Consider the following 24,324-nt stretch of genomic DNA (forward strand, 5'->3'; position numbering starts at 1 on the left):
ATGAGCCAACGACCCCGCCTGCTGTTTACCCCGATGAAGATCGGGAGCATCACGGTCAAGAACCGGATCGTGTTTTCGGCCCATCTGACCAATTACGCCGAGGATTTCATGCCGAGCGAGCGGCACCTGTTCTATTACCGGGAACGGGCGCGCGGCGGCACCGGGCTGATCATCACCGAGGAACAATCCACCCATCCGACCGATCACCCTTACGAAAAATTGATTCACGCCTTCCACCGCCGGGTGATCCCCCACTACCGCAAGATCACGGCGGCGGTGCACGCCGAGGGCACGCCGATCCTGGCCCAGATCAACCACAACGGCGGCCAGGGCAGCGGCATGTTCACCCGACTGCCGGCCTGGGCGCCCTCGGCGCTGGCCGATCCGCTGTTTCGGGAGGTAGCCAAGGCGGTCGAACCCGAAGACCTGCTCGAAATAATCCAAGGTTACGCGCGGGTCGCCGCCTACACCCGCGAGGGCGGTTTCGACGGGGTGGAACTGCAATGCTCCCACTCCTCCATCGTCCGCCAGTTTTTGTCGCGCAACACCAACCACCGCGCCGACCAGTACGGCGGCAGCCTGGAGAACCGCGCCCGGCTGCTGCGCGAAATCATCGCCGCCATCCGCAACGAGGTCGGCCGCGATTACGTCATCAGCGTGCGGCTGTGCGGCGACGAATTAATCCGCGACGGCATCACCCTGGATGAAGCGGTGGCCGTGGCGCGGCTGCTGGAACACGACGGCCAGATCGATCTGATCAACACCAGCATCGGCACCGCCACCCAAACCCTGTACATGATCGAGGCGTCGATGCGGGTTCGCCCCGATTACGCCCTGTTCATTCCCTCGGCCCTGCGCAAGGCGGTGCGCCTGCCGGTGATCGGGGTCGGCCGGATCAAGGACCCGATTCAGGCCGAGCGAATCTTGAACGAAGGCCACGCCGATCTGGTCGGCATCGTGCGCGGTCAGATCGCCGATCCCGAATTCGCCCGCAAGGCGCGCGAAAATCGGGTCGACGATATTCGTCTTTGCTTGTCCTGCAATCAGGAATGCGTCGGCCGGATGGGCCTCAACCGCTGGATGGGCTGCATCGAAACCCCGGCCACCGGTCAGGAGAAGAAGTACGGAGCCGGCACCTTGCAGCGGGTCGAAACCCCGAAGCGGGTGACGGTGGTCGGCGGTGGGCCGGCCGGACTCAAGGCCGCCGCCGTGGCCGCCCGGCGCGGCCATCGCGTCACCCTGCTAGAAAAGGAATCCCGGTTGGGCGGCCAGGTGGTGTGGGCGGTGCGGGTCGCCAACCGGGCCGAGTTCGGCGACATCGTGCGCAACCTGCTGCGCGAAGTCGAGCAACTGGGCGTCGAGGTCAAGACCGGCGTCGTCGCCACGGCGGAGTCGGTGCTAGCCGACAAGCCGGAAGCGGTGATCGTGGCCACCGGCTCGATCGCCCACCGCGCCGCGATCCCCGGCGGCGACGGCCCCGGCGTCGCCGATGTGGTCGATATTCTCTCCGGCCGGATCAAACCCGGCCGCCGGGTGCTGATCGTGGACCGGCTGGGCTTTCACGAAGCCACCAGTGTCGCCGAAGTTTTGGCGGAACAGGGTTGCGAGGTGGAGGTAGTGACCCCGACCTTGTACGTCGGTCAGGATTTGGGCGTCACCCTCGATCTCGAAAACTGGTACCGCCAAGCCCGGCGCTTGGGCATCCGCTGCACCCCGAACCACTCGGTGTTGAGCATCGACAACGGCGCGGTCACCGCTCTTCACAACTACAGCGGTCAAATGGTGACCTTTCCCCCGGTGGATACGGTGGTGCTGGCCATCCACCGTCAAGCCGACGACAGCCTCTACCACCAGTTGAAGGCCGAGCGCGCCCGCGCCGAAAGCTTGCTGCTGCAAGTGCGTGAGGTGGATGAGGAGATGTATCAAACGCTCAAGAGCCGAGTTCCCGCCCTCTACCGCATCGGCGATTGCGTGGCCCCGCGCCGGGCGCACGCCGCGATCATCGAGGGCGAACGCATCGGGAGGGCCGTTTAAATGGATAAGTTCTTGGCGGTGATCGTCGAAACCCTCGACGGCGCGCTGACGCCCGCCAGCCTGGAATGCGTGGAGGAAGGCCGCGAGGTCGCCGACCGCTTGGGCGTTCGGGTGCGGGCGATCCTCTGCGACCGCGAATCCAGCCCGCTGGCGGACGTCTTGGCCGCCCACGGCGCCGATGCGGTGACCCTGGTCGACCATCCGGCGCTGGCGCAATTCAGCGCCGACGGTTGGTTGCAGGCGCTCGCGCCGGTGTTGCGCGCCCTGCATCCGGCGCTGCTGCTGGCTCCGGACAGCGGCCAGGCGCGGGCTTGGCTGCCGCGGCTGGCGGCGCGCTGGCGCTTGCCGCTGGTCGGCTGTTGCCTGCGGCTCGGCATCGTCGGCGACGGCTATCCAGAGATCGTGCGCGCCACCCACGGCGGCGCGTGTCAGGAACGCTTGGTCTGGCCTTACGCCACCTTGGTTTGCGCCCTGCTCACCCCCGGCGCGCGCGGCGTCAACCCGCCCCGGCGCGGCCGTTCGGCCGAGGTGACCGTCTTGCGCCCGACGCTCGACCCCGACGCCTTCCGCGACCGCACCGCGCGGGTGTTGCCGGCCGATCCGCGCACGGTGGATCTGAGCGAGGCCGAGCGGATCGTCTCCGGCGGCTTCGGCGCGGGCGGGCCGGAAGGCATGACGCTGCTCAAGCGCTTGGCCGACGTGGTGGGCGCGGCGCTGGGCGGCACCCGCGTGGCGGCGGATCGCGGTTGGCTCGCCAACGACCGCTTCATCGGCTCCACCGGCAAGATCGTCGCCCCCAAGCTGTACATGGCCTTCGGGGTGTCGGGCGCGGGCCAGCATCTGGCCGGCATCACCGACAGCGATTGCATCGTCGCCGTCAACAACGACCGCACCGCGCCGATTTTGAAGCGCGCCGATCTGGCCGTGGTCGGCGACCTGCATCAGATTCTGCCGATCCTGCTCGACAAGCTGGAGGCGCTGGCGGCCGCCGGCGGCACGAGCGCCGCGCCGGTCTCGGCCGCCTCGGCCGTCCGGGCGGACGCCGCCGATCCGATTCCACGCTACCAGGAGGCGTCACGATGAACGCGCCCGCCGTCCGCGAATCCTTCGATGTCATCGTGGTCGGCGCGGGGCCGGCCGGCAGCACCGCCGCCCTGCTCTGCGCCCGCGCCGGATTGCAGGTGCTGTTGCTGGAGCGCGGCGAATACCCCGGCGCGAAAAACGTGTCGGGCGCGGCGTTTTACGGCAGCGCCATCCTCAACGAACTGATTCCCAACTGGTGGGAGCAAGCCCCAGTCGAGCGCTACATTTGCCGGCGCGACATCGCCTTCATGTCGCCGACCACCAGCGTCGCCCTCGACTTTCACTGCGCCGGCGAAGGCTACACCACCCCGCCCTACAACGGCTTCATCGTGCTGCGGCCGCGCTTCGACCGCTGGCTGGCCGCTCAAGCCGAAGCGGCCGGCGCGTTTGTGCTGACCTCGACCGTGGTGGATGACGTGCTGCGCGACGACCGGGGCCGGGTAGTCGGGGTGCGGGTGCGCCGCGAGCAGGGCGAGATCCACGGCAAGGTGGTGATCGCCTGCGACGGCGTTAATTCCTTCCTGGCCAAGAAAGTCGGCTTGCAACGCGAGTTTCACGCCCACGAATTGTCCCTGGGCGTCAAGGAGGTGTTGGGCTTGGACGCCGCAATCATCGAGGATCGTTTCCGCCTGTCCGGCGACGAGGGCATCGCCTACGAATACCTGGGCGCGATCACCGAGGACGTGCACGGCGGCGCGTTTCTGTACACCAACCGGGATTCGCTATCGCTGGGCGTGATCGGCCAGGTCTCGTCGCTGGTGGAGCGGCGCAAGCGGCCCTACGAACTGCTGGAGCGGTTCAAGGCCCATCCGGCGGTCGCGCCGCTGGTGCGCGGGGCCAAGCTGCGGGAGTATTCGGCCCATTTGATCCCGGAAAGCGGTTGGACCATGAAACCGACGCTCTACACCGACGGCATGTTGGTGGCCGGCGACGCCGCCGGATTCTGTCTGGCCGCCGGGCTGTATCTGGAGGGGATGAACTACGCCATGCAATCGGGCTTGGCGGCGGCCGAGACCGCGATTGACGCCTGCCGCCAGAACCGCTTTTCCGCCCGCGCATTGGGCGCGTATCGGAAAAATCTCAAGCGGCGCAACGTCTCCACCGATTTCCGGGCCTACCGCCACGCGCCGGCCTTCGTCAACAGCGCCCGCCTGCAAAACCTCTATCCGGAAGTCGTCGCCAGCGGCATGGAGCAACTGTTCCGGGTGGACGGCAATCCCAAGCGCAAAATCCTGCCGCTCGCGCGCCAGATGATCCGGCAGTACCAGATCAAACCGAGCGACATGCTGCGCGATGGCTACCAGATGATGAGGGCCTACCTATGGTGATGACCACCCATGAGGAGAAGATGCGCACGGTGCGCTTCCGGGTGGCGGCGACCCCGCACATCGTGGTCGATTCCGAGGTCTGCCGCGACAGCGGCTGCTCGCTGCGCGCCTGCGTTTACGTCTGTCCCGCCAATCTGTTCGTGCCGTTGGACGACGGCGGCATTTTGTTCAATTACGAACAATGCTTCGAGTGTGGCACCTGCTATATCGCCTGCAACCAAGAGGGCGCGATCCGCTGGTCCTACCCGGACGGCGGCTACGGCGTCACCTTCCGCGAATCCTGAACGCCCGCGCGAGAGCCGCCGCCATGCACATCGCCGTTTGCCTCAAATACGTTCCCGACCCCAGCACGGTCGAGGTGGACCCGCTGACCGGCCTGATCGCCGAGGATCGCGTGCTATACATGCTCAATCCCGCCGACGAAAGCGCGCTGGAACTAGCGTTGCAACTGCGGCCGGCGGGCGGCCAGGTGAGCGCGCTCAGCGTCGGCCCGCAAGACGCTGACGCGCTGTTGCGGGAGGCGCTGGCGGCGGGCGTGGACCGCGCCGCGCGCATCTGGGACGACGCCCTCGGCCCGCTCAAGCCGGCGCTGACCAGCATCCTGCTGGCGGCGGCGCTGCGGGCGGGCGGTTTGCCGGATCTGGTGCTGTGCGGCGGACACAGCGCGGATCGCGGCTCCGGCACCGTGCCCGCCCTGCTGGCCGAGCAATTGGACTGGCCGGCGCTGACCGACGTGACGCAGTTCGAACTCGACGGCGACCGGGCGCGCATCCAGCGGCGGCTGGCGCGCGGGGCGCGGGCCGAAAGCGAACTGCGCTTGCCGGCGGTGTTGGGTTTGGATTTGGACCGGCTGCGCTTGCGTCAGGCCAGCTTGCCCAAGCTGATGCAGGCCAAGCACGCCTCGATCCCGCAATATGATTTGGACGCGCTGGATTTAGCCCCGCAGGACTTGCATTTCCCGGCGATGACCTTGCATGAGGTCATGCCGCCGCGCCCGCGCGCGCGGGTGCTGTTCACCCCCGATTCGACCGCGCCGCCTCACGAACGGGTCGAGCAAATTCTCTCGGCCGGCGTGGCCGGTAAGGCGGGAAAGCTGGTGGAAGGCGGCACACCGGAGGAGCAGGCCGACGCCATCATCGATTTCCTACGCCAGCGCGGATTTTTGGAACGCTTGGCCTCATGAAGCCGCTGGCCGAACTGACTTGGCCGCAGGTCGCTCGCGCGGTGGCCGAAGGCGCGACCACGGTGATTTTGCCGCTGGGGGCCACCGAGCAGCACGGCCCGCACCTGCCGCTCGGCACGGACACGCTGCGCGCCGAAGCCTTGGCCGCGCGCTTGGCCGAACGCTTGCCGGCGCTGGTCGCCCCCGTGTTGCCGGTCGGCTGTTCCGACGAGCACGGCGGGTTCGCCGGTTTGCTGAGCTTGGAGGCGGAAACCCTGGCGGCGGTGATCGTGGATTGCGCCCGGCGCATGGTGGGTTGGGGCGCGCAACGCTTGGTGGTGCTGTCGGCCCACGGCGGCAACGGCCGGGCGCTGGCGCTGGCCGAGTCCCGACTGCGGCGGGAGTTGCCGGCGTTGGCGGTGTGGATTCCCGACGCTGGAACGCTGTGCGGCCTCGCCGTGCGCGAGGTCGCGGCGGCGGACGGCATTGCGATTGAGGCCGTCGGCCTGCACGCGGGCGAAGGCGAGACTTCGGAGCTGTTGCATTTGGCTCCGTCCCTGGTGCGCATGGATCGGGCGATTCCCGGTTATACCGGCGATATGGACGAAGGTTTGACGCGCTTGGTGGCGGCGGGAACGCGGATGCTGAACGCCGACGGGGTGGTCGGCGATCCGCGCGCGGCGGACGCCGGGCGCGGCGGCCGCTATCTGGCGGCGCAAACCGCCTGTTATGAGGCCGCGCTAGCCGCACTGTTGACGGCTGAGGCGAGCGCGGTCGGGAGCGACGGCGCATGACGCTTTCGATGTTTGCTCAGGCCCGAATCGCGCAACGGCGTTACGACGCCGACGGCGACGCCGCCGCCGCGACCGACGCCCCCCCGGATCAAGCGGCGCGCTACGTGTTGCAGCCGGGTTTGGAGGTGCGCGGCGATGATCGAGGCGGCGTGCTGTTGTGCTGGAAACCGCTGTTAGCCTTGCGCCTGAACCGCCAAGCGACGGCGCTGCTGATCGCCCTGCGCCAGCCGCGCGGGATCGCCGAACTGGCGAATCAGCCCGGCATCGAGCTGTCTTCGAGCGCCATCGCGGCTTTTTTGAACGATCTCCTACGCCGCCGGCTAGTGCTCTGGCAACCGCCCGTTCCCACGGTCTGGCCCACCGTATCGATCATCGTTCCGGCGCGCGGGCGGGCCGAGGCGACCCGCCGTTGCGTGCAATCCCTGCTGGCGCTGGATTATCCGACCGACCGCCGCGAAATCCTGGTGGTGGACGACGCCTCCACTCCGCCGCTGGCCCCGACGCTTCAGGATTTGCCGGTCACCGTGCTGCGCCAAGATCGCAACATCGGCCAGTCCGCCGCTCGCAATTTGGCGGCGGCGGCGGCGAGCGGAACGGTGCTGGCGTTCACCGATAACGATTGCACGGTGGAGCCGGACTGGCTGCGCGCGCTCGTCCCTTATCTGAACGACCCTCAGATCGCCATCGTCGGCGGGCGAGTGGTGGCGACGCCGGCCCAAGGGGCGATCGCGGCGTTTGAGGCGGTGCGCTCCCCTCTGGATATGGGCGCGGTCGCCACGGAGGTCGCGCCGGCGGCGGCCGTGGCGTATCTCCCCACCTGCAATTTGCTGGTCAAGCGCGACGCATGGCTCGCCCAGGCCGGTTTCGACGCCGGCCTGCGGATCGGCGAGGACGTGGATTTCATTTGGCGGGTGTTGCGCGGCGGGTCGCGCGCGTGGTACGCGCCCGCGGGCCGCGTCGCCCACGACCATCGGGTGCGATGTCTGGACTGGCTGCGCCGTCGCGCCGATTACGGAGCGTCGGAAGCGGTTTTGCAACAGCGTCACCCCGAAGGTCGGCGCTGGATGCCGCTGCCCGCCGTCGGCCTGTTGCTGCTGTCAGCCGTCGCCCTAGCCCCCTCTTTCGGCAGGTGGGGCTTAGGCCCGGTCGCGTTGGCCGCTCTCTTATTCGGCGCGGAATCGGTCGAAAAACGGCGCAAGCTGCGGCGCTTGGCGGTGTCGTTGCCTTTCCGCTCGATCCTGGCCGCGCTGGGCCGGGAACACGCGGCGGCGTTCTATCACTTCAGCGCCAATATGGCGCGCTACGACAGCCTGCCGCTGCTGGCGGTCAGCGTGATCTGGCCTAGACTGCTGCCGATGACGGTCTTACTGCTTTCGGTCGCGCCGCTGACCGACTATCGGCGCTTGCGGCCCCGGCTGTCGCGCGCGGCGTTCGTCGCGCTCTACGGGCTAGAACTGGCCGCCTATCAGCTTGGCGTTTGGCGCGGCTGTTGGCGGCGGCGGACGCCGCGGCCCTTGTTGCCGCAGCTTAGCGCGCGGCGCTGACCCCATCAGGCCGCGCGCGATCCTTTCAAGCGATGTTTCATCAACCGAGGAGATGATCCTGATGTACCTACCCATCGACCAACGCCCCGTCACGCCGGCGCTGCAACCACAACCGGAACCCGCCGCAGGCTCGCAACCCGCCGCGACCGTCGGGGCCGAACGCCTTGAAACCCCAGCCGAACCGCCACAAATCACCGAAGAATTGCTGATCGAGGAGGTCAGCATCGACGGCATGTGCGGCGTTTATTGAAACCGACGCCGTTCGGTGCTCGCCGGGCCGGACGGCGGTCTCCACCTCATTCCGAGGACGGCACCCATGGGCAAACTGGACGGCAAGGTTGCGTTCATCACCGGGGCGGCGCGCGGTCAAGGTCGCGCGCACGCTGTGCTGATGGCGCGGGAAGGGGCTGACATTGCGGCGCTGGACATCTGTCACGATCTCCCTTACCCACGCTATCCGTTGGCAATCCGCGGCGATCTGGAGGAGACCGCCAGCCAAGTACGGGCGCATGGCCGTCGGGCCTTGGAATTGGTCGCCGATGTGCGCGACAGCGCCGCGATGGCCGATGCCGTGGCAAAAACCATCGCGGCCTTCGGTCACATCGATATTCTGATCTGCAACGCCGGCATCGCCGACATGGCCTTGACCTGGGATATCACCGAGGAATGGTGGGACATCATGCTCGATGTCAACCTCAAGGGTTATTGGCTGGCGGTGAAATACGTCGTTCCACACATGCTGGCCCAAGGAACCGGCGGCAGCATCCTCATGACTTCCTCAGTCGCCGGATTGCGCGGCGAGCCGGGCATGGCTCATTATTGCGCCTCGAAGTGGGGCGTCGTCGGACTGGCGCATTCGCTGGCCCAGGAACTGGCCCCGCATCACATCACCGTTAACACGCTCCACCCAACCGCCGTGAATACCGACATCATCCCCGGCATGGCCCAAGCCGCCGAAATGGCCACCGAGGATTTGGTCGAGTTCATCCGTCACGGCAATGCGTTACCCGTAAAACTGATCGAGGCCGAGGACGTCGCCAATGCCGGGCTCTGGCTGGTTTCGGAGGAAGCACGCTACGTGACCGGGCAGAAACTCACCATCGACGCGGGGAGGATGCTGAAATGAAGGCCGTCGAACCGACCGCCTGCTACCGTTTGGCTCCGGGAGTCGCGATCCGTTCAGAGCGTTTCGGCGGCCTGGTTTATCGTTACGACAATCGCCGCCTGTATTTTCTGCGCTCCCATCAGGCGGTCGAGTTGGTCAATAGCCTGGACGGGCGCCGCTCGCTGCAAGAAACTCTCGATGCGCTCGCGACAGCGCGGGACTTGCCGGACACCGCCCGCGAACCCTTGATGGCGGCGGTGGCGCAATTGGAAAAACTGGGGATTCTGACCCGCTCGAACTGAGCGGTCACCCAAAACTTCATCCGCGCCTTACGCCGGCCACCAGCAGGATGAAGGGACGCTTAGGGCACCGGATACTCGCGCGGCTGGATGCCATGTTTGCGCAACTTGCGGTACAAGGTGTTACGGCTGACCCCCAACTGCGAGGCGGTATTAGTGATGTGCCAACCGTGGCGATCCAGCTCGCGCAACAACGCATCGCGTTCGGCTTGCGCGAGCCCGCTGTTGGCAGCGTCCTTCAGCGGGCCGCGCGGGATAAGACCGGTGATTTCCAGCGGCAAATCCTCGATCCGCACGATCTGATCTTCGCACAATGCCACGGCCGCGCGCAGAACGTTGCGCAGTTGGCGGATATTGCCGGGCCAGGCATAGGCGTCCAACGCTGCGAAAGCATCCTCGGTGATGCGCACGCTCGCCCCATCGCTCTCCGCCGCCAGCAGCTTGCGGATCAACAACGCCCGATCGCCGCGCTCGCGCAAGGCCGGCAGCCGCAATTCCAAGCCGTTCAACCGATAATACAAATCTTCCCGAAACTCGCCGCTGGCGACGCGCTCCCGTAAGTGGTGATGGGTGGCGCTGATCAAGTACAAGTCCACCGGCATTGGCGTGTCGCTGCCCAAGGGCAGCACTTCCTTATCTTCCAGCACCCGCAGCAACCGGGTTTGCGAGGACAGCGGCATGTCGCCAATCTCGTCTAAAAACAGCGTGCCGCCGTTGGCTTGTAAAATCTTGCCGCGCCGGCCTTCCTGACGCGCCCCGGTAAATGCACCGTATTTGTAACCAAACAGCTCGCTCTCGATCAGATTTTCAGGAATGGCGGCGCAATTCACCGCGACGAAGGGTTTGTTAGATCGGGCGCTGGCATCGTGAATGGCCTTGGTGAAGATATCCTTGCCGGTACCCGTTTCCCCCGTGAGTAAGATATTGACGCCCTTGTTCATCACCCGCCGGGCACAGTGGGCGTTATAAGCCATCAGCGGGTCCGCGTCGGACAGCACCTCCAAGTTCCAGGAAGGCAGCGGCAGGGCTTTGATTTCGATGGTGGCCGAAGTAGCGGAACTGGTTTGGCGTCGTTCGGCGGGCCGCAACAAGGAAAAAAACGGCTTGCCGGCCCCATCGCGCACCAGCAACGGTGTTCCCGCCCGGCCGCCTGACTGACCTAACAGCGCCTCTAACCCGCTGGCGAACAGCGTCTGAATCGGCCGGCCGACCAGCTGGGCGCGGGACTGCTGGAGCTGGTCCACCGCGCTCTGATTGACCGCCAGAATGCGGCCCGCCTCATCGAAAGCCAGCAGCCCTTCGCCACCCTGACCGACCGACTCGGTCCGCTGGTGAAAGCGAAGCACTTGCCGCTCGCGAAATGCCCGTAAGAAGCAGCCGTGCTCGATCAGCCGCGCGCTTAAGGCGGCCAGCGCCAGCGTGTGAAGTTGGCTTTGCTTGGAATCCTGGGAACTGACCGATGAAATATCCAGGACCGCCAATAACTGGCCCTGCGGGTCGAAGATCGGCGCGGCCGAACAGGTCAACAAGCCATGCTGGCTGAGAAAATGTTCGTTGCAATGCACGGTCAGCGCCTTGCGTTCGATCAGAACGGTGCCGATCCCGTTGGTCCCTTCGTTTTGCTCGTCCCAGACCGCGCCCAACCACAGCCCGGCGCGCTCGAAGGGCTTGCTCAATCCCGCATCGGCGGTCCAGTTGACAATCACCCCGTCGCTGTCAGTCAAGATCACCGCAAAACCCGAACCGGCGATGCGTTGGTAGAGGTTACTGGTCTCAATGCGGGCAATATCCAGCAGATTGTCCAAGCGTTCCTGATGCTCTCGCACGCAGGGCGATTCCAGTACTTGCGTCTGATGCGAGCGAACGGGATCGAGACCGTAGCGCTCGACGCAACGAAGCCAGGAGCGCGTGATGCTGGTTTCCAGCGAAGGGACAGCCTTGTCACCCTGCACCACGGACAGCACTTGCTCCGCGTGTGCGGTTGCCTTCTCCACCATAGTTCCTCCTCCCGCACGACCTCAACCTGTCAGATCGAGAGGTTGAGCGTCGCTCAGCGGCGAACAAGATTATCGAGCAGGTTCTCGGTGAGTATTTACCGGATAAACAGGGGAAATTGAGACCATTACAACGGCAAGGGAGGTCCTATCACAGCACGGTTCGACTTTTAGTCGGTTCATAGCCGCCGTCTTACCGGATACCTTTATTGACTATAGGCTTTTTAAAAGGATTTGCACGGTGCGACGGCCGATTTCTCGAAGGCAAGTCACAGAAGACGCTGTAATCCGCCCGTGATAAGAATCGCTGGGTCGCTTTTCACAGGCGAAGGCGGCGAACGATCTGACAGACCTTGCGCCGCGCTGGAGAGCGGCGGCTTACGGCAAGTCTGCGGGAAGAGCGCGAGTCGCCCTTCAGGCTTTCACGGCTGAAGAAGCGTTTGAATCGCTGGCAAACCAAACCGGCAATTCATCCAACCGACTCACTACCACATCGGGTTCGACATCCCAGGGATCGAACACCAGATCGGGCTGACGCTTGACCCAAGCGCCGCGCAGACCGGCGGCCTTAGCGCCGATCACATCCCAAGCATTACTGGAAACCAGCCAAGTTTCGGCAGGCGCACAGCCGGTGCGCTGGGCCAGATAGCGATAAACCTCGGGGTCGGGCTTGAAGGTGCGCAAATCATCCACGCTGACCACATCTTCCAAATGCGGCAATACCCCGACATTGCCCAACAGCGCGCGAATGCTGGCTTCCACGCCATTGGAGAAGGCCACCAACCGATGGCCTTGGTTTTTGAGCCCTTCCAGCGCGGCGGCGACTTCCGAAAAAACCGGCAAGCGCAGATAAGCGTCGAGCAATCGCGCTTGATCGGATTCCGGCAGCTCACACTTCAGGGCCTGCTGGGTATAACGCAACGCCTGCCGGGTGCAGACATCAAAATCCACATAGCGGCGCATCAGGCCGCGCCGAAACGAATATTCCAATTGCTTAGCGCGCCACAAGCCGGCGAACGGGGTGGCTTGCTCGCCAACCAGCGCCCGCAGCGGCTCGGCCAGCGCCAGCGGATCGACCAACGTACCGTAGACATCGAACCCCAAAGCATAGGGCTTAGCTGGATCAGCCATCATGTTTTACCCTTGCCCCGCACGCTTATTGACCGACTTCACGCTATCCACGGCAACCGCGCTCGCTAGGTTTCTTTGAAGACCGCCAGCGCAACCAATGACCAAGCGCCTAGCAAAGCCACTCCGCCAATGGGAGTAACAGCGCCCAGCCAGCGCGTTCCACTCAAGCTGAGCGCGTACAAGCTACCCGAAAACAACAGCAAACCGGCCGCCATCAAAATACCCGCCCAGCGCAGCAACGCCGTCGGCAGGTGTACAGCGAGCAAGCCGACCACCAAGAGTCCAAGCGCATGATAGATATGGTAGCTGACCGCGGTTTCATAAGTCGCCATGAGTTCTGGAGCCAAGGTTTTTCTAAGGCCGTGCGCGCCAAAAGCACCCATGGCCACAGCCGATAGCATCCCCAAGCTACCCAGCAGCAACCATAATTTCGCCGGAGTGGGCATAACGCGCTTCAAGATCTTTCACATCCGCTCGTTCAGCCCCGACCAACGGCTCGATGATCGGGTTGAACGCTCGGCCATGACGGCTGCACCGGACCTCACTGGACGCCTACGATCACAAAGTTTTGATGGGGTTCCGACCAACGTAAAACGGTATTCCGACCCGTGCTGGGAAAATCGGCGACCGTATGTTGATACGGCGGCAAACCCGTCAAAAACTCGCTCCCGAGAGTAGCGACGCTAAAGGAGATATTAGCGAATTCGACCCCATCCGCTAAAGCTCTCAAGGTGTGGATGCCGTCGCCAAGACTATTCCAATTGAAAGCCAGCGCATATCCCGTATTAGCGTTACCGCAGTTGGCCGCCGTATCCGGGCGCGCGGTCCCATAACCTGCCTTCAGCCGCTCGCCACCATCGATCTCCACTTCGACTGTCGAAGCATTACAGACCCAACCTCGAATCAAACTGACGCCGCTTTCATAGGAGCCTTGGCTGGGGCTTTCTTGAATGGCCCGCGCCGCGGCGGCCGCCAATTCGCCAGCAAAACTATTGAGAGAAGCCCTACCGCTATTTAAGCTATTCGCATCGACGATCATAAAATTTTGATGCGGTTCCGACCAGCGTACGGCCACTGGTTTGGTCACTTGAGGGAAATCGGTCAGAAGACCCTCACCGCTGATCCCCGCAATGAAAGGCTGCCCTAAGGTCGTCACATAAAAGCTCACGCGACTGAATTCCACGCCGTCCGCTAAAACCCTCAGGCTGTGAACCCCATCCCCCAAAGCGCCCCAGTTATAAGTCAGCCCATAGCCGGTATTAACAGTCCCACAGGTCGCCGCCGTATCCGAGCGCGGCGCGCCATAAGCGGTCTTGAGCGGCGCGCCGCCATCGATCTCCACTTCGACCGTCGAGGCATTGCAAACCCAACCACGGATCAACCCTACGCCACTTTCATAAGACCCTTGGCTAGGGCTTTCCTGGAAAGCCAAAAGAACGGTGTTACCCCCAATATTGACTTCATTTGAAAACCCGCTTTCAAAGGTCTGTCTAGTATTATAGGCGGTAACCGCGAAATAATAAGGCTTGCCTTCCTCAAGATTGGGAACCGTATAAGTCGTTTGGTTACCTACATCAACAGTGGAAGTATAAGCTCTACTGGCGGGACCGTAATAAATCCGATAGCCGCCAACATTACGTTCGGTATTGGCATCCCAAGCAAGCGTCACTTGCTTGGCAAACCCGGAAACCGGCCACAAAAAAACCACCAACAAAACCACCCATTGAATATTAGAAAGTTTAATACTATCCACCCAAAGGCTCATACACCCCAATTCCTCACAAAAAATTCAAATTCGGTCATCACGCGCTGGAAAATACAGTTCCAGGGTCTGATCAATCTGGAAGACTCCAAATTATTTGTATCAAGAAACCGGCATTGAGAATTGCCGATTTTAAATGAAGCTGGCGAAGGGAATCGAACCCCCGACCCGCTGATTACAAATCAGCTGCTCTACCGAACTGAGCTACGCCAGCAACGACCACCAAGAGCACTTCAAGAATTTAACCTTGGATTCTCAGTATATCGCGCAGTTCCCTATCCCCTCAACTTCAGTGCATACCCCTCATGGCAAGTTTGTCGCAATCTTGTAGCTTCGCTATTACAGCGCAGGCTTAAAACTGTCTTTTTTTAGGACAAAATAGCGATTTTTGGCAATTAACCAGCGCCCTGAGAAACTCGCTCCAAAAAACGGTAAAGGGTATCTTGCTACTCCAAAGCTCGGTTTTCAATGAAATTTAACAAGGGGAATCTTTTGAAGATTGACAAGCATTTTTTTTCTTATCAAAATACGCGACTCATTTTGGAGGGGTTCCCGAGCGGTCAAAGGGGGCAGACTGTAAATCTGTTGGCACAGCCTTCGAAGGTTCGAATCCTTCCCCCTCCACCACCCTCAACGCAAATTTAGCCCATTTTAACAGGCAATGATGGTGGTGCGCTGGACAAGCAGGGTGTCTTTTGGCTTGGTTGACGGTCAGGCGGGTGTAGTTCAATGGTAGAACCTCAGCCTTCCAAGCTGATGGTGTGGGTTCGATTCCCATCACCCGCTCCAAAATTTGAAACTCAAAGCAAAGTTTTGAGCCCATATAGCTCAGTTGGTAGAGCGCATCCTTGGTAAGGATGAGGTCACCAGTTCAAATCTGGTTATGGGCTCCATAAGTAGCTGGTATTCATTAAATTTTTCCGAAACGGGCCCTGAAGGTTTTTAGGGGAGTGCCTGGATGTCCAAAGAAAAGTTTGAGCGGAGCAAGCCGCACGTGAACGTGGGGACGATTGGCCATGTGGACCACGGGAAGACGACGCTGACGGCGGCGATCACGCGGGTGATGGCCTCGAAGTTCGGGGGCGAGTTCAAGGCCTACGACCAGATTGACTCGGCGCCGGAAGAGAAGGCGCGGGGGATCACGATCGCCACGGCGCACGTCGAATACGAATCGCCCAAGCGGCACTACGCGCACGTCGACTGTCCGGGGCACGCCGACTACATCAAGAACATGATCACCGGGGCGGCGCAGATGGACGGAGCGGTGCTGGTGGTGTCGGCGGCGGACGGGCCGATGCCGCAGACGCGGGAGCACATTTTGCTGGCGCGGCAGGTGGGCGTGCCCTACATCGTGGTGTATTTAAACAAAGCCGACATGGTGGACGACGCCGAGCTGTTGGAGCTGGTCGAGATGGAAGTGCGGGAGCTCTTGTCCAGCTACGACTTCCCCGGCGACGACCTGCCGATCGTCACCGGCTCGGCGCTGAAAGCGCTGGAAGGGGACGGCGGCGAGCTGGGGGAGCCCTCGATTTTCAAGCTGGTCGACGCCATGGACGCCTACATCCCGCAGCCGCAGCGCGAGATCGACAAGCCCTTTCTGATGCCGATCGAAGACGTGTTTTCGATCTCCGGGCGGGGCACGGTGGTGACCGGGCGGATCGAGCGGGGCAAGGTCAAGGTGGGCGAAGAGGTGGCCATCGTCGGCATCCGGCCCACGGTCAAGACCGTCTGCACCGGGGTGGAGATGTTCCGCAAGCTGCTCGACCAGGGCGAGGCCGGGGACAACGTTGGGGTGCTGCTGCGCGGCACCAAGCGGGACGAGGTGGAGCGGGGCCAGGTGCTGGCCAAGCCCAACACCATCACCCCGCACACCCACTTCGAAGCCGAGGTCTACGTGCTGTCCAAGGAAGAAGGCGGGCGGCACACCCCGTTTTTCAAGGGCTACCGGCCGCAGTTTTACTTCCGCACCACCGACGTGACCGGCTCGGTCGACCTGCCCGAAGGGGTCGAGATGGTGATGCCCGGCGACAACGTGCGCATGACCATCAACCTGATCGCGCCGATCGCCATGGACGAGGGCTTGCGCTTCGCCATCCGCGAGGGCGGCCGCACCGTCGGCGCCGGCGTCGTCGCTAAAATCATCGAGTGAGTTCTAGAAATCCAGGTGGAAGGCTGGTTGTGGCTTCCACCTTGGAATTATTAATTACAGGCCAGTAGCTCAATTGGCAGAGCAGCGGTCTCCAAAACCGCAGGTTGGGGGTTCGATTCCCTCCTGGCCTGCCATCTTTTGCATGGCGCGCCCCGATTTCCGCTCGTTCCAAACAGCGGAAATTTTTAAGGATAGCCGAACCCGAGTCCGCATGAACTTAACCAAGTCCGAAACCCAAACCATCAGCCGCACCGATACCTTCAAGCTGCTAGGCGCCGGTGCCATCGTTCTGATCGCGTTGATCGCGTTTTATGTTTTTGCGAATCACTCGGTGCTGGCGCGCGTTATTGGGTTGCTGGCGGCCGCCGGGGCGGCCGTCGCCGTTGCCTTACAAACCGCTCCGGGTGCGGAAACCCTGGAATTCCTTCAGGGTTCGCGCTCTGAATTGCGCAAGGTGGTCTGGCCTACCCGCGCCGAAACGACCCAAACCACGCTGATCGTCATCGCCATGGTCGTGGTGATGGGCCTGCTGCTGTGGCTGTTGGATGTAGTGCTTTTCTGGCTGGTCCGGCTCGTTACGGGTTAGTGGAGCAACGGCGCGAATGACCATGCGATGGTATGTGGTACAAGCCTATTCCGGTTTCGAACAGCACGTCAAACGCTCGCTGTTGGAACGAATCACCCGCGAAGGACTCAAAGATCGCTTCGGTCAAGTGCTGGTTCCCACCGAGGAAGTGGTGGAGATGCGCGACGGGCAGAAGCGTAAAAGCGACCGGAAATTCTTTCCCGGTTATGTGCTCGTCCAGATGGAAATGGACAACGACACCTGGCATTTGGTGCGCAACGTCCCGAAAGTGTTGGGCTTCATCGGCGGCACCAGCGACAAACCCGCGCCGATCTCCGAAAAGGAAGCCCAGACCATCCTGCAACGCGTTCAGGAAGGCGTCGACCGGCCAAAACCCAAGGTTCTGTACGAGCCCGGCGAGATGGTGCGGGTGACCGATGGTCCGTTCAACGACTTCGAGGGCGTGGTCGAGGAAGTCAATTACGAAAAAAGCCGGCTGCGCGTGGGCGTCATGATCTTCGGGCGCACCACGCCGGTAGAGCTGGAATTCAGCCAGGTCGAAAAGGTTTCACGCTGACGGTCCAGCAATCCTTCAGCAGTCTGCTACCCGCCGGTCGGGCAGCTTATTTGGGGAGCCGCAAGGCGTTTGAACCCACCTAGGAGTCACAATGGCAAAGAAAGTCACGGCATACGTCAAATTGCAGGTTGCAGCCGCTAAGGCCAACCCCAGCCCTCCGGTCGGACCCGCCCTGGGCCAGCACGGGGTCAACATCATGGAGTTCTGCAAAGCCTTCAACGCGCAGACCCAAAATCTCGAACCCGGCTTGCCGATCCCGGTGGTGATCACGGTCTATAGCGACCGCAGCTTCACCTTTATCATGAAGACTCCGCCGGCTTCCGTGCTGCTGCGCAAGGCCCTGGGCATCGACAAAGGCAGCCCGACGCCCAACACCAAGAAGGTCGGCACGGTGACCCGAGCCCAGTTGGAAGAAGTGGCCAAGGCCAAGCAACCCGACCTGACCGCCGCCGATCTTGAGGCGGCCGTTCGGACCATCGCCGGCAGCGCCCGTTCCATGGGCCTCGATGTGCAGGGGGTGTGACATGGCCAAACTCTCCAAGCGCCTGCAAGCCATCAGCGCCAAACTGACCCCCGGCAAGTTCTACCCGATCGGTGAAGCCCTGAGCCTGCTTAGGGATGTATCCGCCGTCAAATTCAAGGAGTCGGTGGATGTAGCGGTCAACCTGGGAGTCGATCCGCGCAAATCCGATCAGGTCGTGCGCAGCGCCACCGTGCTCCCCCACGGGACCGGCAAGACGGTGCGGGTGGCGGTATTCGCTCAAGGCGCCAACGCCGACGCCGCCCGCGAGGCGGGCGCCGATGTCGTCGGCTTTGAGGATTTGGCGGAGTCCGTCAAGGCGGGCAACATGGATTTCGATGTGGTGATCGCCGCGCCCGATGCCATGCGGGTGGTCGGTCAGCTCGGCAAGATCCTCGGCCCGCGCGGCCTGATGCCCAATCCCAAGGTCGGCACCGTGACCCCCGATGTGGTCGGTGCGATCCGCAACGCCAAGGCCGGACAGGTTCGCTATCGGACCGACAAGGCCGGCATTATCCACTGCACTATCGGCAAGGTAGATTTCACCCCGGTCCAGTTACAGGAAAATCTGCAAGCCCTGCTGCACGACCTTCAGAAGATCAAGCCCGCCACCTCCAAGGGCATTTATATTCGCCGAGTCACCGTTTCCACCACCATGGGTCCGGGCTTGGCGGTGGATCAGGCGAGCTTGGCGCTATAGACGATCCACGGATCCCCGGCGCCTTGGCCGGGGCATTGAAGAACTTTGGGCCGGCCGGACGTTCCGACCAGCGTCAAAGACCGCGGGCGCCGTCAGGCTTAATCACGTTCGGCCGCGCGCCGAACCAGCCCGCGCAGACGGGAAGGCCCTTACCGGATGATTCCTGGCAAGGCCACCGTTTTTCCGATCTCCCGCAATGGAGATAACCTGTGAGGTAAGCAATGAGTCTCAATCTGGCAGAAAAACAGGCTGTGGTGGCCGAAGTCGCCGAAGTGGCTGCCAGTGCGCACTCCGCGGTCGCCGCCGAATATCGGGGTCTGAGCGTGGCTCAGATCACCAGCCTGCGCGTCAAAGCGCGGGAAACCGGCGTCTACCTGCGCGTCGTCAAGAACACCCTGGCGCGGCGCGCCGTCCAGGGAACCGGGTTCGAATGCTTGCAATCCAGCCTGGTGGGACCGCTGATTTTGGCGTTCTCCCAGGAGGATCCCGGCGCGGCGGCGCGACTGTTCAAGGAATTTCTCAAAGAAAAGGCCAATGAGAAACTGGTCGTCAAGGTATTGGCGGTCGGCGGACAAGCCTTTCCAGCCCGCGAGCTGGATCGCTTGGCCAGCCTGCCGACCCGCGATCAGGCGATCAGTTTGCTCATGGCCTGCATGAAAGCGCCGCTCGACAAGTTCGCGCGCACGCTCAATGAAATTCCCGGCAAGTTGGTGCGCACGGTCGAAGCCGTCCGGCAGCAAAAAGAAGCTGCCTGAACTTTGACCCCAATCAGTCCCAATCCGTAATTATTCAGCGTTATCCAGGAGCACATCCGTAATGGCCGTTTCGAAAGAAGACCTTTTAGACACCATCGCCAGCATGACGGTGATGGAGATCGTCGAGCTGATTTCCGCGATGGAAGCAAAGTTCGGCGTCAGCGCCGCCGCCGCCGTGGCCGCCGCGCCCGCCGCCGTGGCCACCGCCGCGCCGGTCGAGGAGAAGACCGAATTCGATGTGGTGATGACCAGCTTCGGCGAGAAGAAGGTCGAAGTGATCAAGGTGGTGCGCGCCATCACCGGCTTGGGTTTGAAGGAAGCCAAGGATGCGGTCGAAGGCGTCCCCTCCACCATCAAGGAAGGCATCCCCAAGGCCGAGGCCGACGACATCAAGAAAAAGCTGGAAGAAGCCGGCGCCAAGGTCGATATCAAGTAAGCACCCGGTACTCACCTGTCCGTGGAGCCTTATCACGCAACATCGTTCCGGCTTGGACACGCAGAACCCGGAAACGGCTGGCGGCCTCAGGCCGCCGGCCTGTTTCCGTTTGAATCCGGCAGGGAAAACCGACCCTCCAGCGCGCCATGCGGCGCGCTGGGACCGGTTATGGAATCAGGCGACTTTCGCCCTTGGCTGGCACTCTCATGAGAGGAATCCCGATGGCCTACACGTTTACTGAAAAAAGACGCATTCGTAAAGACTTCGGCAGGCGTCCCAGCATCCTGGAGGTGCCTTACCTGCTGGCGATTCAGTTGGATTCCTATCGTGAGTTCCTCCAAACCGAAACGCCTCCGGGAGATCGTCGGGAGATCGGCTTACATGCGGCCTTTCGCTCGGTGTTTCCCATCGTCAGTTATTCGGGCAACGCCCGGTTGGAGTATGTCAGTTATCGGTTGGGCGAGCCGGTGTTCGACGTGCGCGAGTGCCAGCTACGCGGTCTGACTTACGCCGCGCCGCTTCGGGTGCGCCTGCGGTTGGTGCTGATGGACAAGGACGCCGAGGCCGGCACCCACAAGATCAAGGACATCAAGGAAAACGAAGTCTACATGGGCGAACTGCCGCTGATGACCGACAACGGCACCTTCGTCATCAACGGCACCGAACGAGTCATCGTTTCTCAGTTGCACCGCTCGCCCGGCGTGTTCTTCGATCACGACAAAGGCAAGACCCACTCCTCCGGCAAGTTGCTGTTTTCGGCCCGCATCATCCCCTATCGCGGTTCCTGGCTGGATTTCGAATTCGACGCCAAGGATATCGTGTACGCGCGCATCGACCGCCGCCGCAAGCTGCCGGTCACCATTTTGCTGCGGGCCTTGTTCGACGAGCCCAATCCCAACGACCCGGACGCCCGTTCGGTCAACGAGCGCATCCTGGCTATTTTTTTCGAGACCAATACCATTCGCTGCGACGGCGAGCGTTTCGCGCTCGATCTGGTGCCGGAGCGCCTGCAAGGCGAAACCACCAGTTTCGATATCGTCATCGGCGATCGTGAGATTTTGAAAGCGGGCCAGCGGGTCAAGGCCAAACATGTCCGCGACCTGGCCAAGGCCGGCGTGCAAAGCCTTCAGATCCCCAATGAATATCTGGTCGGCAAAATCCTGGCGCGCGATCTGCCCGATCCGCGGACCGGCGAGCTGTTGGCTCAAGCCAACGATGAGCTGACCTTGGAAAAACTGGAGAAAATCCAGGCGGCCGGCATTACCGAATTCCAGACTCTTTATGTCAACGACGTCAATCGCGGACCCTACATCGCCAACACCTTACGCGCGGACCCCACCCGCAGCCAGTGGGAGGCGCAGGTCGAAATCTATCGGATGATGCGTCCCGGCGAGCCACCGACCAAAGACGCGGCGCAGCGCCTGCTGCACGACTTGTTTTTCTCAGCCGAGCGCTACGATCTGTCGGATGTCGGCCGCATGAAATTCGACAGCCGGGTCAGCCATCGCCGCACGCCGATCCCCGGCGTGCCGACCAAGGAGCACGCACCTGGCGTGCTGTCGATGGAGGACATTTTGGCGGTGCTCAAGGTGCTGATCGACATCCGCAACGGCAACGGCGTGGTGGACGACATCGACCACCTCGGCAACCGCCGCATCCGCTGCGTCGGCGAAATGACCGAAAACGTGTTCCGCATCGGTCTGGTGCGGGTCGAGCGCGCGGTCAAGGAGCGCTTGAGCCTGGCCGAATCCGAGGGGCTCACCCCGCAGGATCTGATCAACGCCAAGCCGGTCGCCGCCGCCACCAAGGAATTCTTTGGCTCCTCGCAGCTCTCACAGTTCATGGATCAGAACAATCCGCTATCGGAAGTCACTCACAAGCGGCGCGTCTCGGCCCTGGGACCGGGCGGCCTGACCCGCGAGCGGGCCGGCTTCGAAGTGCGCGACGTGCACGCCACCCATTACGGCCGGGTCTGTCCGATCGAAACCCCGGAAGGACCCAACATCGGCCTGATCAACTCGCTGGCGGTCTACGCCCGCACCAATCAGTACGGCTTCCTGGAAACCCCCTACCGCCGAGTCAACGACGGTCGGGTCAGCGATCAGATCGATTATCTATCGGCCATTGAGGAAGGCCAGTACATGATCGCCCAGGCCAACGCCGCGCTGGATGGCGAGGGCCGGCTGACCGACGAGATGGTTTCTTGCCGCTACCAGAATGAATTCATGCTCGCCACGCCAGATCGGGTGCAGTACATGGATGTTTCGCCCAAACAGATCGTGTCGGTGGCGGCGGCCTTGATTCCGTTTCTGGAACACGACGACGCCAACCGCGCTCTGATGGGCTCGAACATGCAGCGTCAGGCGGTACCCACCTTGCGCTCCGAGAAGCCGCTGGTCGGCACCGGCATGGAGCGGATCGTGGCGCGTGATTCGGGGGTGTGCGTGATCGCCAAGCGCGGCGGTCTGGTGGATTCGGTCGATGCCGGGCGCATCGTGGTCCGCGTCAACGACGCCGAGACCGAAGCCGGCGAGCCGGGCGTGGACATCTACAATCTCACCAAATACACCCGTTCCAACCAGAATACCTGCATCAACCAGCGCCCGCTGGTCCAGGTCGGCGACCGGGTGGCGCGCGGCGACGTGCTGGCCGACGGGCCTTCCACCGACATGGGCGAGCTGGCCTTGGGCCAGAACCTGTTGGTCGCCTTCATGCCCTGGAACGGCTACAACTTCGAGGACTCGATCCTGATTTCCGAGCGCGTGGTGCAGGCGGACCGCTTCACCACCATTCACATCGAGGAACTGTCCTGCGTCGCCCGCGACACCAAGCTGGGACCCGAAGAAATCACCGCCGATATCCCCAACGTCGGCGAAAGCGCGCTGGCGCGGTTGGATGAGGCCGGCATCGTCTACATCGGCGCCGAGGTCAAAGCCGGCGACATCCTGGTCGGCAAGGTCACCCCCAAGGGCGAAACCCAACTGACCCCGGAAGAAAAACTGCTGCGGGCGATCTTCGGCGAGAAAGCCTCGGACGTGAAGGACACTTCGCTGCGGGTGCCTTCCGGCATGGACGGCACCGTCATCGACGTGCGGGTGTTCACCCGCGATGGCGTCGAAAAGGATTCGCGCGCCCGCCAGATCGAGGACGCGGAACTCAAGCGCATCCGCAAGGATCTGAACGACCAGCTGCGCATCCTCGAAGACGATCTGTACCAGCGGATGGAGCGGATGCTGGTCGGCAATCCGGCCGAAGGCGGCCCCAACGGCTTGCGGGGCGGCGAGAACGTCGCCATCGAGTATCTCAACCGGCTGCCGCGCGAGCGTTGGTTCGAAATCCGGATGCAAGCCGAGGAAACCAACGACCAGCTCGAAAAGATCGCCCGCCAGCTCGACCAGCAGCGCAAAGCCTTCGACAAGAAATTCGACGAGAAGCGCCGCAAGCTGATCCAGGGCGACGATCTGGCCCCCGGCGTGCTCAAGATGGTCAAGGTCTACCTAGCGGTCAAGCGCCGCATCCAGCCCGGCGACAAGATGGCCGGCCGCCACGGCAACAAGGGCGTGGTGTCGATGATCGTCCCGCAGGAAGACATGCCCTATCTCGAAGACGGCACGCCGGTGGATATCGTGCTGAACCCCCTAGGCGTGCCCTCGCGGATGAATGTCGGGCAGGTGTTGGAAACCCATCTGGGCTGGGCCGCCAAGGGGCTCGGACTCAAACTGGGCCGCCTGCTGGATGCTCAGACCCGCATCGAAGAGCTGCGCACCTTCGTGAATCATATCTACAACGGCGTCGGCGAACAAAACGCGGATCTCAGCCAATTCAGCGATGAGGAACTGATCACCTTATGCGGCAATCTCCGGGATGGCGTGCCGATCGCCACCCCGGTGTTCGACGGCGCCACCGAGCAGGAATTGCAGGAGCTGCTGCGGCTGGCGGAACTGCCGGCCAGCGGCCAGACCACCCTGTTCGACGGCCGCACCGGCGAATCCTTCGACCGGCCGGTGACGGTCGGTTACATGTACATGCTCAAGCTCAACCATCTGGTCGACGACAAGATGCACGCCCGCTCCACCGGCCCGTACAGTCTGGTGACCCAGCAGCCGCTGGGCGGCAAGGCGCAGTTCGGCGGCCAGCGTTTCGGCGAGATGGAAGTCTGGGCGCTGGAAGCCTATGGGGCCTCCTACACCTTGCAGGAAATGCTGACGGTCAAGTCCGACGATGTGAACGGCCGCACCAAGGTCTACAAAAACATCGTGGACGGCAACCACCGCATGGAAGCCGGCATGCCCGAATCGTTCAACGTGCTGGTCAAGGAAATCCGGTCGCTGGGTATCAACATCGATCTGGAAAACGACGCGCTGCTAGTGCCGCGCGCCGACTGAG

Annotated in this window: 22 protein-coding genes and 5 tRNA genes; 22 read left to right on the forward strand and 5 right to left on the reverse strand. The window is 62.7% G+C overall.

The features are described 5' to 3' along the window. The 10 genes from IPK09_05735 (at window position 1) to mftB (ending at window position 9,352) form a co-directional block, all read left to right on the forward strand. Window positions 1-2,034, forward strand: a complete 2,034-nt coding sequence (locus IPK09_05735) for a mycofactocin system FadH/OYE family oxidoreductase 2 (GenBank protein ID MBK7983120.1) — start codon at window positions 1-3, stop codon at window positions 2,032-2,034. Then, window positions 2,035-3,117 carry an electron transfer flavoprotein subunit alpha/FixB family protein gene (locus IPK09_05740; protein ID MBK7983121.1) on the forward strand — a complete coding sequence of 361 codons (1,083 nt, stop codon included), beginning with the start codon at window positions 2,035-2,037 and terminating at the stop codon, window positions 3,115-3,117. Beyond that, window positions 3,114-4,445: an FAD-dependent oxidoreductase gene (locus tag IPK09_05745; protein ID MBK7983122.1), complete on the forward strand. Its 1,332-nt coding sequence runs from the start codon at window positions 3,114-3,116 to the stop codon at window positions 4,443-4,445. Before IPK09_05740 ends, IPK09_05745 begins: the two co-directional genes overlap by 4 nt. Further along, a complete protein-coding gene (locus IPK09_05750; protein ID MBK7983123.1) occupies window positions 4,439-4,729 on the forward strand; it encodes a 4Fe-4S dicluster domain-containing protein in 291 nt (96 codons plus the stop codon). Before IPK09_05745 ends, IPK09_05750 begins: the two co-directional genes overlap by 7 nt. Before the next feature lie 23 nt (window positions 4,730-4,752). Beyond that, window positions 4,753-5,628 (forward strand): electron transfer flavoprotein subunit beta/FixA family protein, encoded by an 876-nt coding sequence (locus IPK09_05755; GenBank protein MBK7983124.1) that lies wholly within the window; start codon window positions 4,753-4,755, stop codon window positions 5,626-5,628. Then, window positions 5,625-6,401 (forward strand): mycofactocin biosynthesis peptidyl-dipeptidase MftE, encoded by a 777-nt coding sequence (gene mftE, locus IPK09_05760; protein MBK7983125.1) that lies wholly within the window; start codon window positions 5,625-5,627, stop codon window positions 6,399-6,401. The genes IPK09_05755 and mftE overlap by 4 nt, the downstream gene beginning before the upstream one ends. Beyond that, window positions 6,398-7,945 carry a mycofactocin biosynthesis glycosyltransferase MftF gene (gene mftF / locus IPK09_05765; GenBank protein ID MBK7983126.1) on the forward strand — a complete coding sequence of 516 codons (1,548 nt, stop codon included), beginning with the start codon at window positions 6,398-6,400 and terminating at the stop codon, window positions 7,943-7,945. The genes mftE and mftF overlap by 4 nt, the downstream gene beginning before the upstream one ends. A 61-nt stretch (window positions 7,946-8,006) precedes the next feature. Continuing rightward, window positions 8,007-8,195, forward strand: coding sequence for a mycofactocin precursor (mftA, locus tag IPK09_05770; GenBank protein MBK7983127.1), 189 nt, complete (start codon window positions 8,007-8,009; stop codon window positions 8,193-8,195). Between the two features lie 66 nt (window positions 8,196-8,261). Continuing rightward, window positions 8,262-9,071: a mycofactocin-coupled SDR family oxidoreductase gene (locus IPK09_05775; protein MBK7983128.1), complete on the forward strand. Its 810-nt coding sequence runs from the start codon at window positions 8,262-8,264 to the stop codon at window positions 9,069-9,071. Next, window positions 9,068-9,352, forward strand: a complete 285-nt coding sequence (mftB, locus tag IPK09_05780; protein MBK7983129.1) for a mycofactocin biosynthesis chaperone MftB — start codon at window positions 9,068-9,070, stop codon at window positions 9,350-9,352. Before IPK09_05775 ends, mftB begins: the two co-directional genes overlap by 4 nt. A 59-nt stretch (window positions 9,353-9,411) precedes the next feature. Here mftB and IPK09_05785 read toward each other — a convergent pair whose 3' ends face one another. The 5 genes from IPK09_05785 to IPK09_05805 form a co-directional block, all read right to left on the reverse strand. Beyond that, a complete protein-coding gene (locus IPK09_05785; protein ID MBK7983130.1) occupies window positions 9,412-11,346 on the reverse strand; it encodes a sigma-54-dependent Fis family transcriptional regulator in 1,935 nt (644 codons plus the stop codon). Between the two features lie 411 nt (window positions 11,347-11,757). Further along, a complete protein-coding gene (locus IPK09_05790) occupies window positions 11,758-12,474 on the reverse strand; it encodes a haloacid dehalogenase type II (GenBank protein ID MBK7983131.1) in 717 nt (238 codons plus the stop codon). Between the two features lie 65 nt (window positions 12,475-12,539). Beyond that, window positions 12,540-12,920, reverse strand: a complete 381-nt coding sequence (locus tag IPK09_05795) for a DUF423 domain-containing protein (GenBank protein ID MBK7983132.1) — start codon at window positions 12,918-12,920, stop codon at window positions 12,540-12,542. A 95-nt stretch (window positions 12,921-13,015) separates the two neighbouring features. Then, window positions 13,016-14,239, reverse strand: coding sequence for a fibronectin type III domain-containing protein (locus IPK09_05800; GenBank protein MBK7983133.1), 1,224 nt, complete (start codon window positions 14,237-14,239; stop codon window positions 13,016-13,018). 137 nt (window positions 14,240-14,376) lie between these two features. Continuing rightward, a tRNA-Thr gene (locus IPK09_05805) sits at window positions 14,377-14,450 on the reverse strand. Window positions 14,451-14,778: 328 nt separating this feature from the next. Between IPK09_05805 and IPK09_05810 the strand changes: the two genes are divergently transcribed. From IPK09_05810 to rpoB, 12 genes are all read left to right on the forward strand, one after another. After that, window positions 14,779-14,863: transfer RNA gene (locus IPK09_05810), tRNA-Tyr, on the forward strand. Window positions 14,864-14,951: 88 nt separating this feature from the next. Next, window positions 14,952-15,025 (forward strand) — tRNA-Gly (locus IPK09_05815). A gap of 28 nt (window positions 15,026-15,053) precedes the next feature. Further along, window positions 15,054-15,129: transfer RNA gene (locus IPK09_05820), tRNA-Thr, on the forward strand. 65 nt (window positions 15,130-15,194) lie between these two features. Continuing rightward, window positions 15,195-16,385, forward strand: a complete 1,191-nt coding sequence (gene tuf, locus IPK09_05825; GenBank protein ID MBK7983134.1) for an elongation factor Tu — start codon at window positions 15,195-15,197, stop codon at window positions 16,383-16,385. A 58-nt stretch (window positions 16,386-16,443) separates the two neighbouring features. Then, window positions 16,444-16,519, forward strand: a tRNA-Trp gene (locus IPK09_05830). Between the two features lie 77 nt (window positions 16,520-16,596). Continuing rightward, the gene (gene secE, locus IPK09_05835; protein MBK7983135.1) at window positions 16,597-16,971 is read left to right on the forward strand and encodes a preprotein translocase subunit SecE; all 375 of its coding nucleotides are present in this window, start codon (window positions 16,597-16,599) and stop codon (window positions 16,969-16,971) included. A gap of 16 nt (window positions 16,972-16,987) precedes the next feature. Then, window positions 16,988-17,527, forward strand: a complete 540-nt coding sequence (nusG, locus tag IPK09_05840; protein ID MBK7983136.1) for a transcription termination/antitermination protein NusG — start codon at window positions 16,988-16,990, stop codon at window positions 17,525-17,527. A 91-nt stretch (window positions 17,528-17,618) separates the two neighbouring features. Continuing rightward, a complete protein-coding gene (gene rplK / locus IPK09_05845; protein ID MBK7983137.1) occupies window positions 17,619-18,050 on the forward strand; it encodes a 50S ribosomal protein L11 in 432 nt (143 codons plus the stop codon). Between the two features lies 1 nt (window position 18,051). Then, on the forward strand, window positions 18,052-18,747 hold the full coding sequence (rplA, locus tag IPK09_05850; protein ID MBK7983138.1) for a 50S ribosomal protein L1: 696 nt from the start codon (window positions 18,052-18,054) through the stop codon (window positions 18,745-18,747). A gap of 221 nt (window positions 18,748-18,968) precedes the next feature. Beyond that, on the forward strand, window positions 18,969-19,502 hold the full coding sequence (rplJ, locus tag IPK09_05855; protein MBK7983139.1) for a 50S ribosomal protein L10: 534 nt from the start codon (window positions 18,969-18,971) through the stop codon (window positions 19,500-19,502). Between the two features lie 61 nt (window positions 19,503-19,563). Then, entirely contained in the window at window positions 19,564-19,938 is a 375-nt protein-coding gene (rplL, locus tag IPK09_05860; GenBank protein ID MBK7983140.1) for a 50S ribosomal protein L7/L12, read from the forward strand. Window positions 19,939-20,159: 221 nt separating this feature from the next. After that, window positions 20,160-24,323, forward strand: a complete 4,164-nt coding sequence (rpoB, locus tag IPK09_05865) for a DNA-directed RNA polymerase subunit beta (GenBank protein MBK7983141.1) — start codon at window positions 20,160-20,162, stop codon at window positions 24,321-24,323. The last annotated feature ends 1 nt before the right edge of the window (window position 24,324 follow it).

The organism is Candidatus Competibacteraceae bacterium (genome assembly GCA_016713505.1).
Classification (GTDB): Bacteria; Pseudomonadota; Gammaproteobacteria; order Competibacterales; family Competibacteraceae; genus Competibacter_A.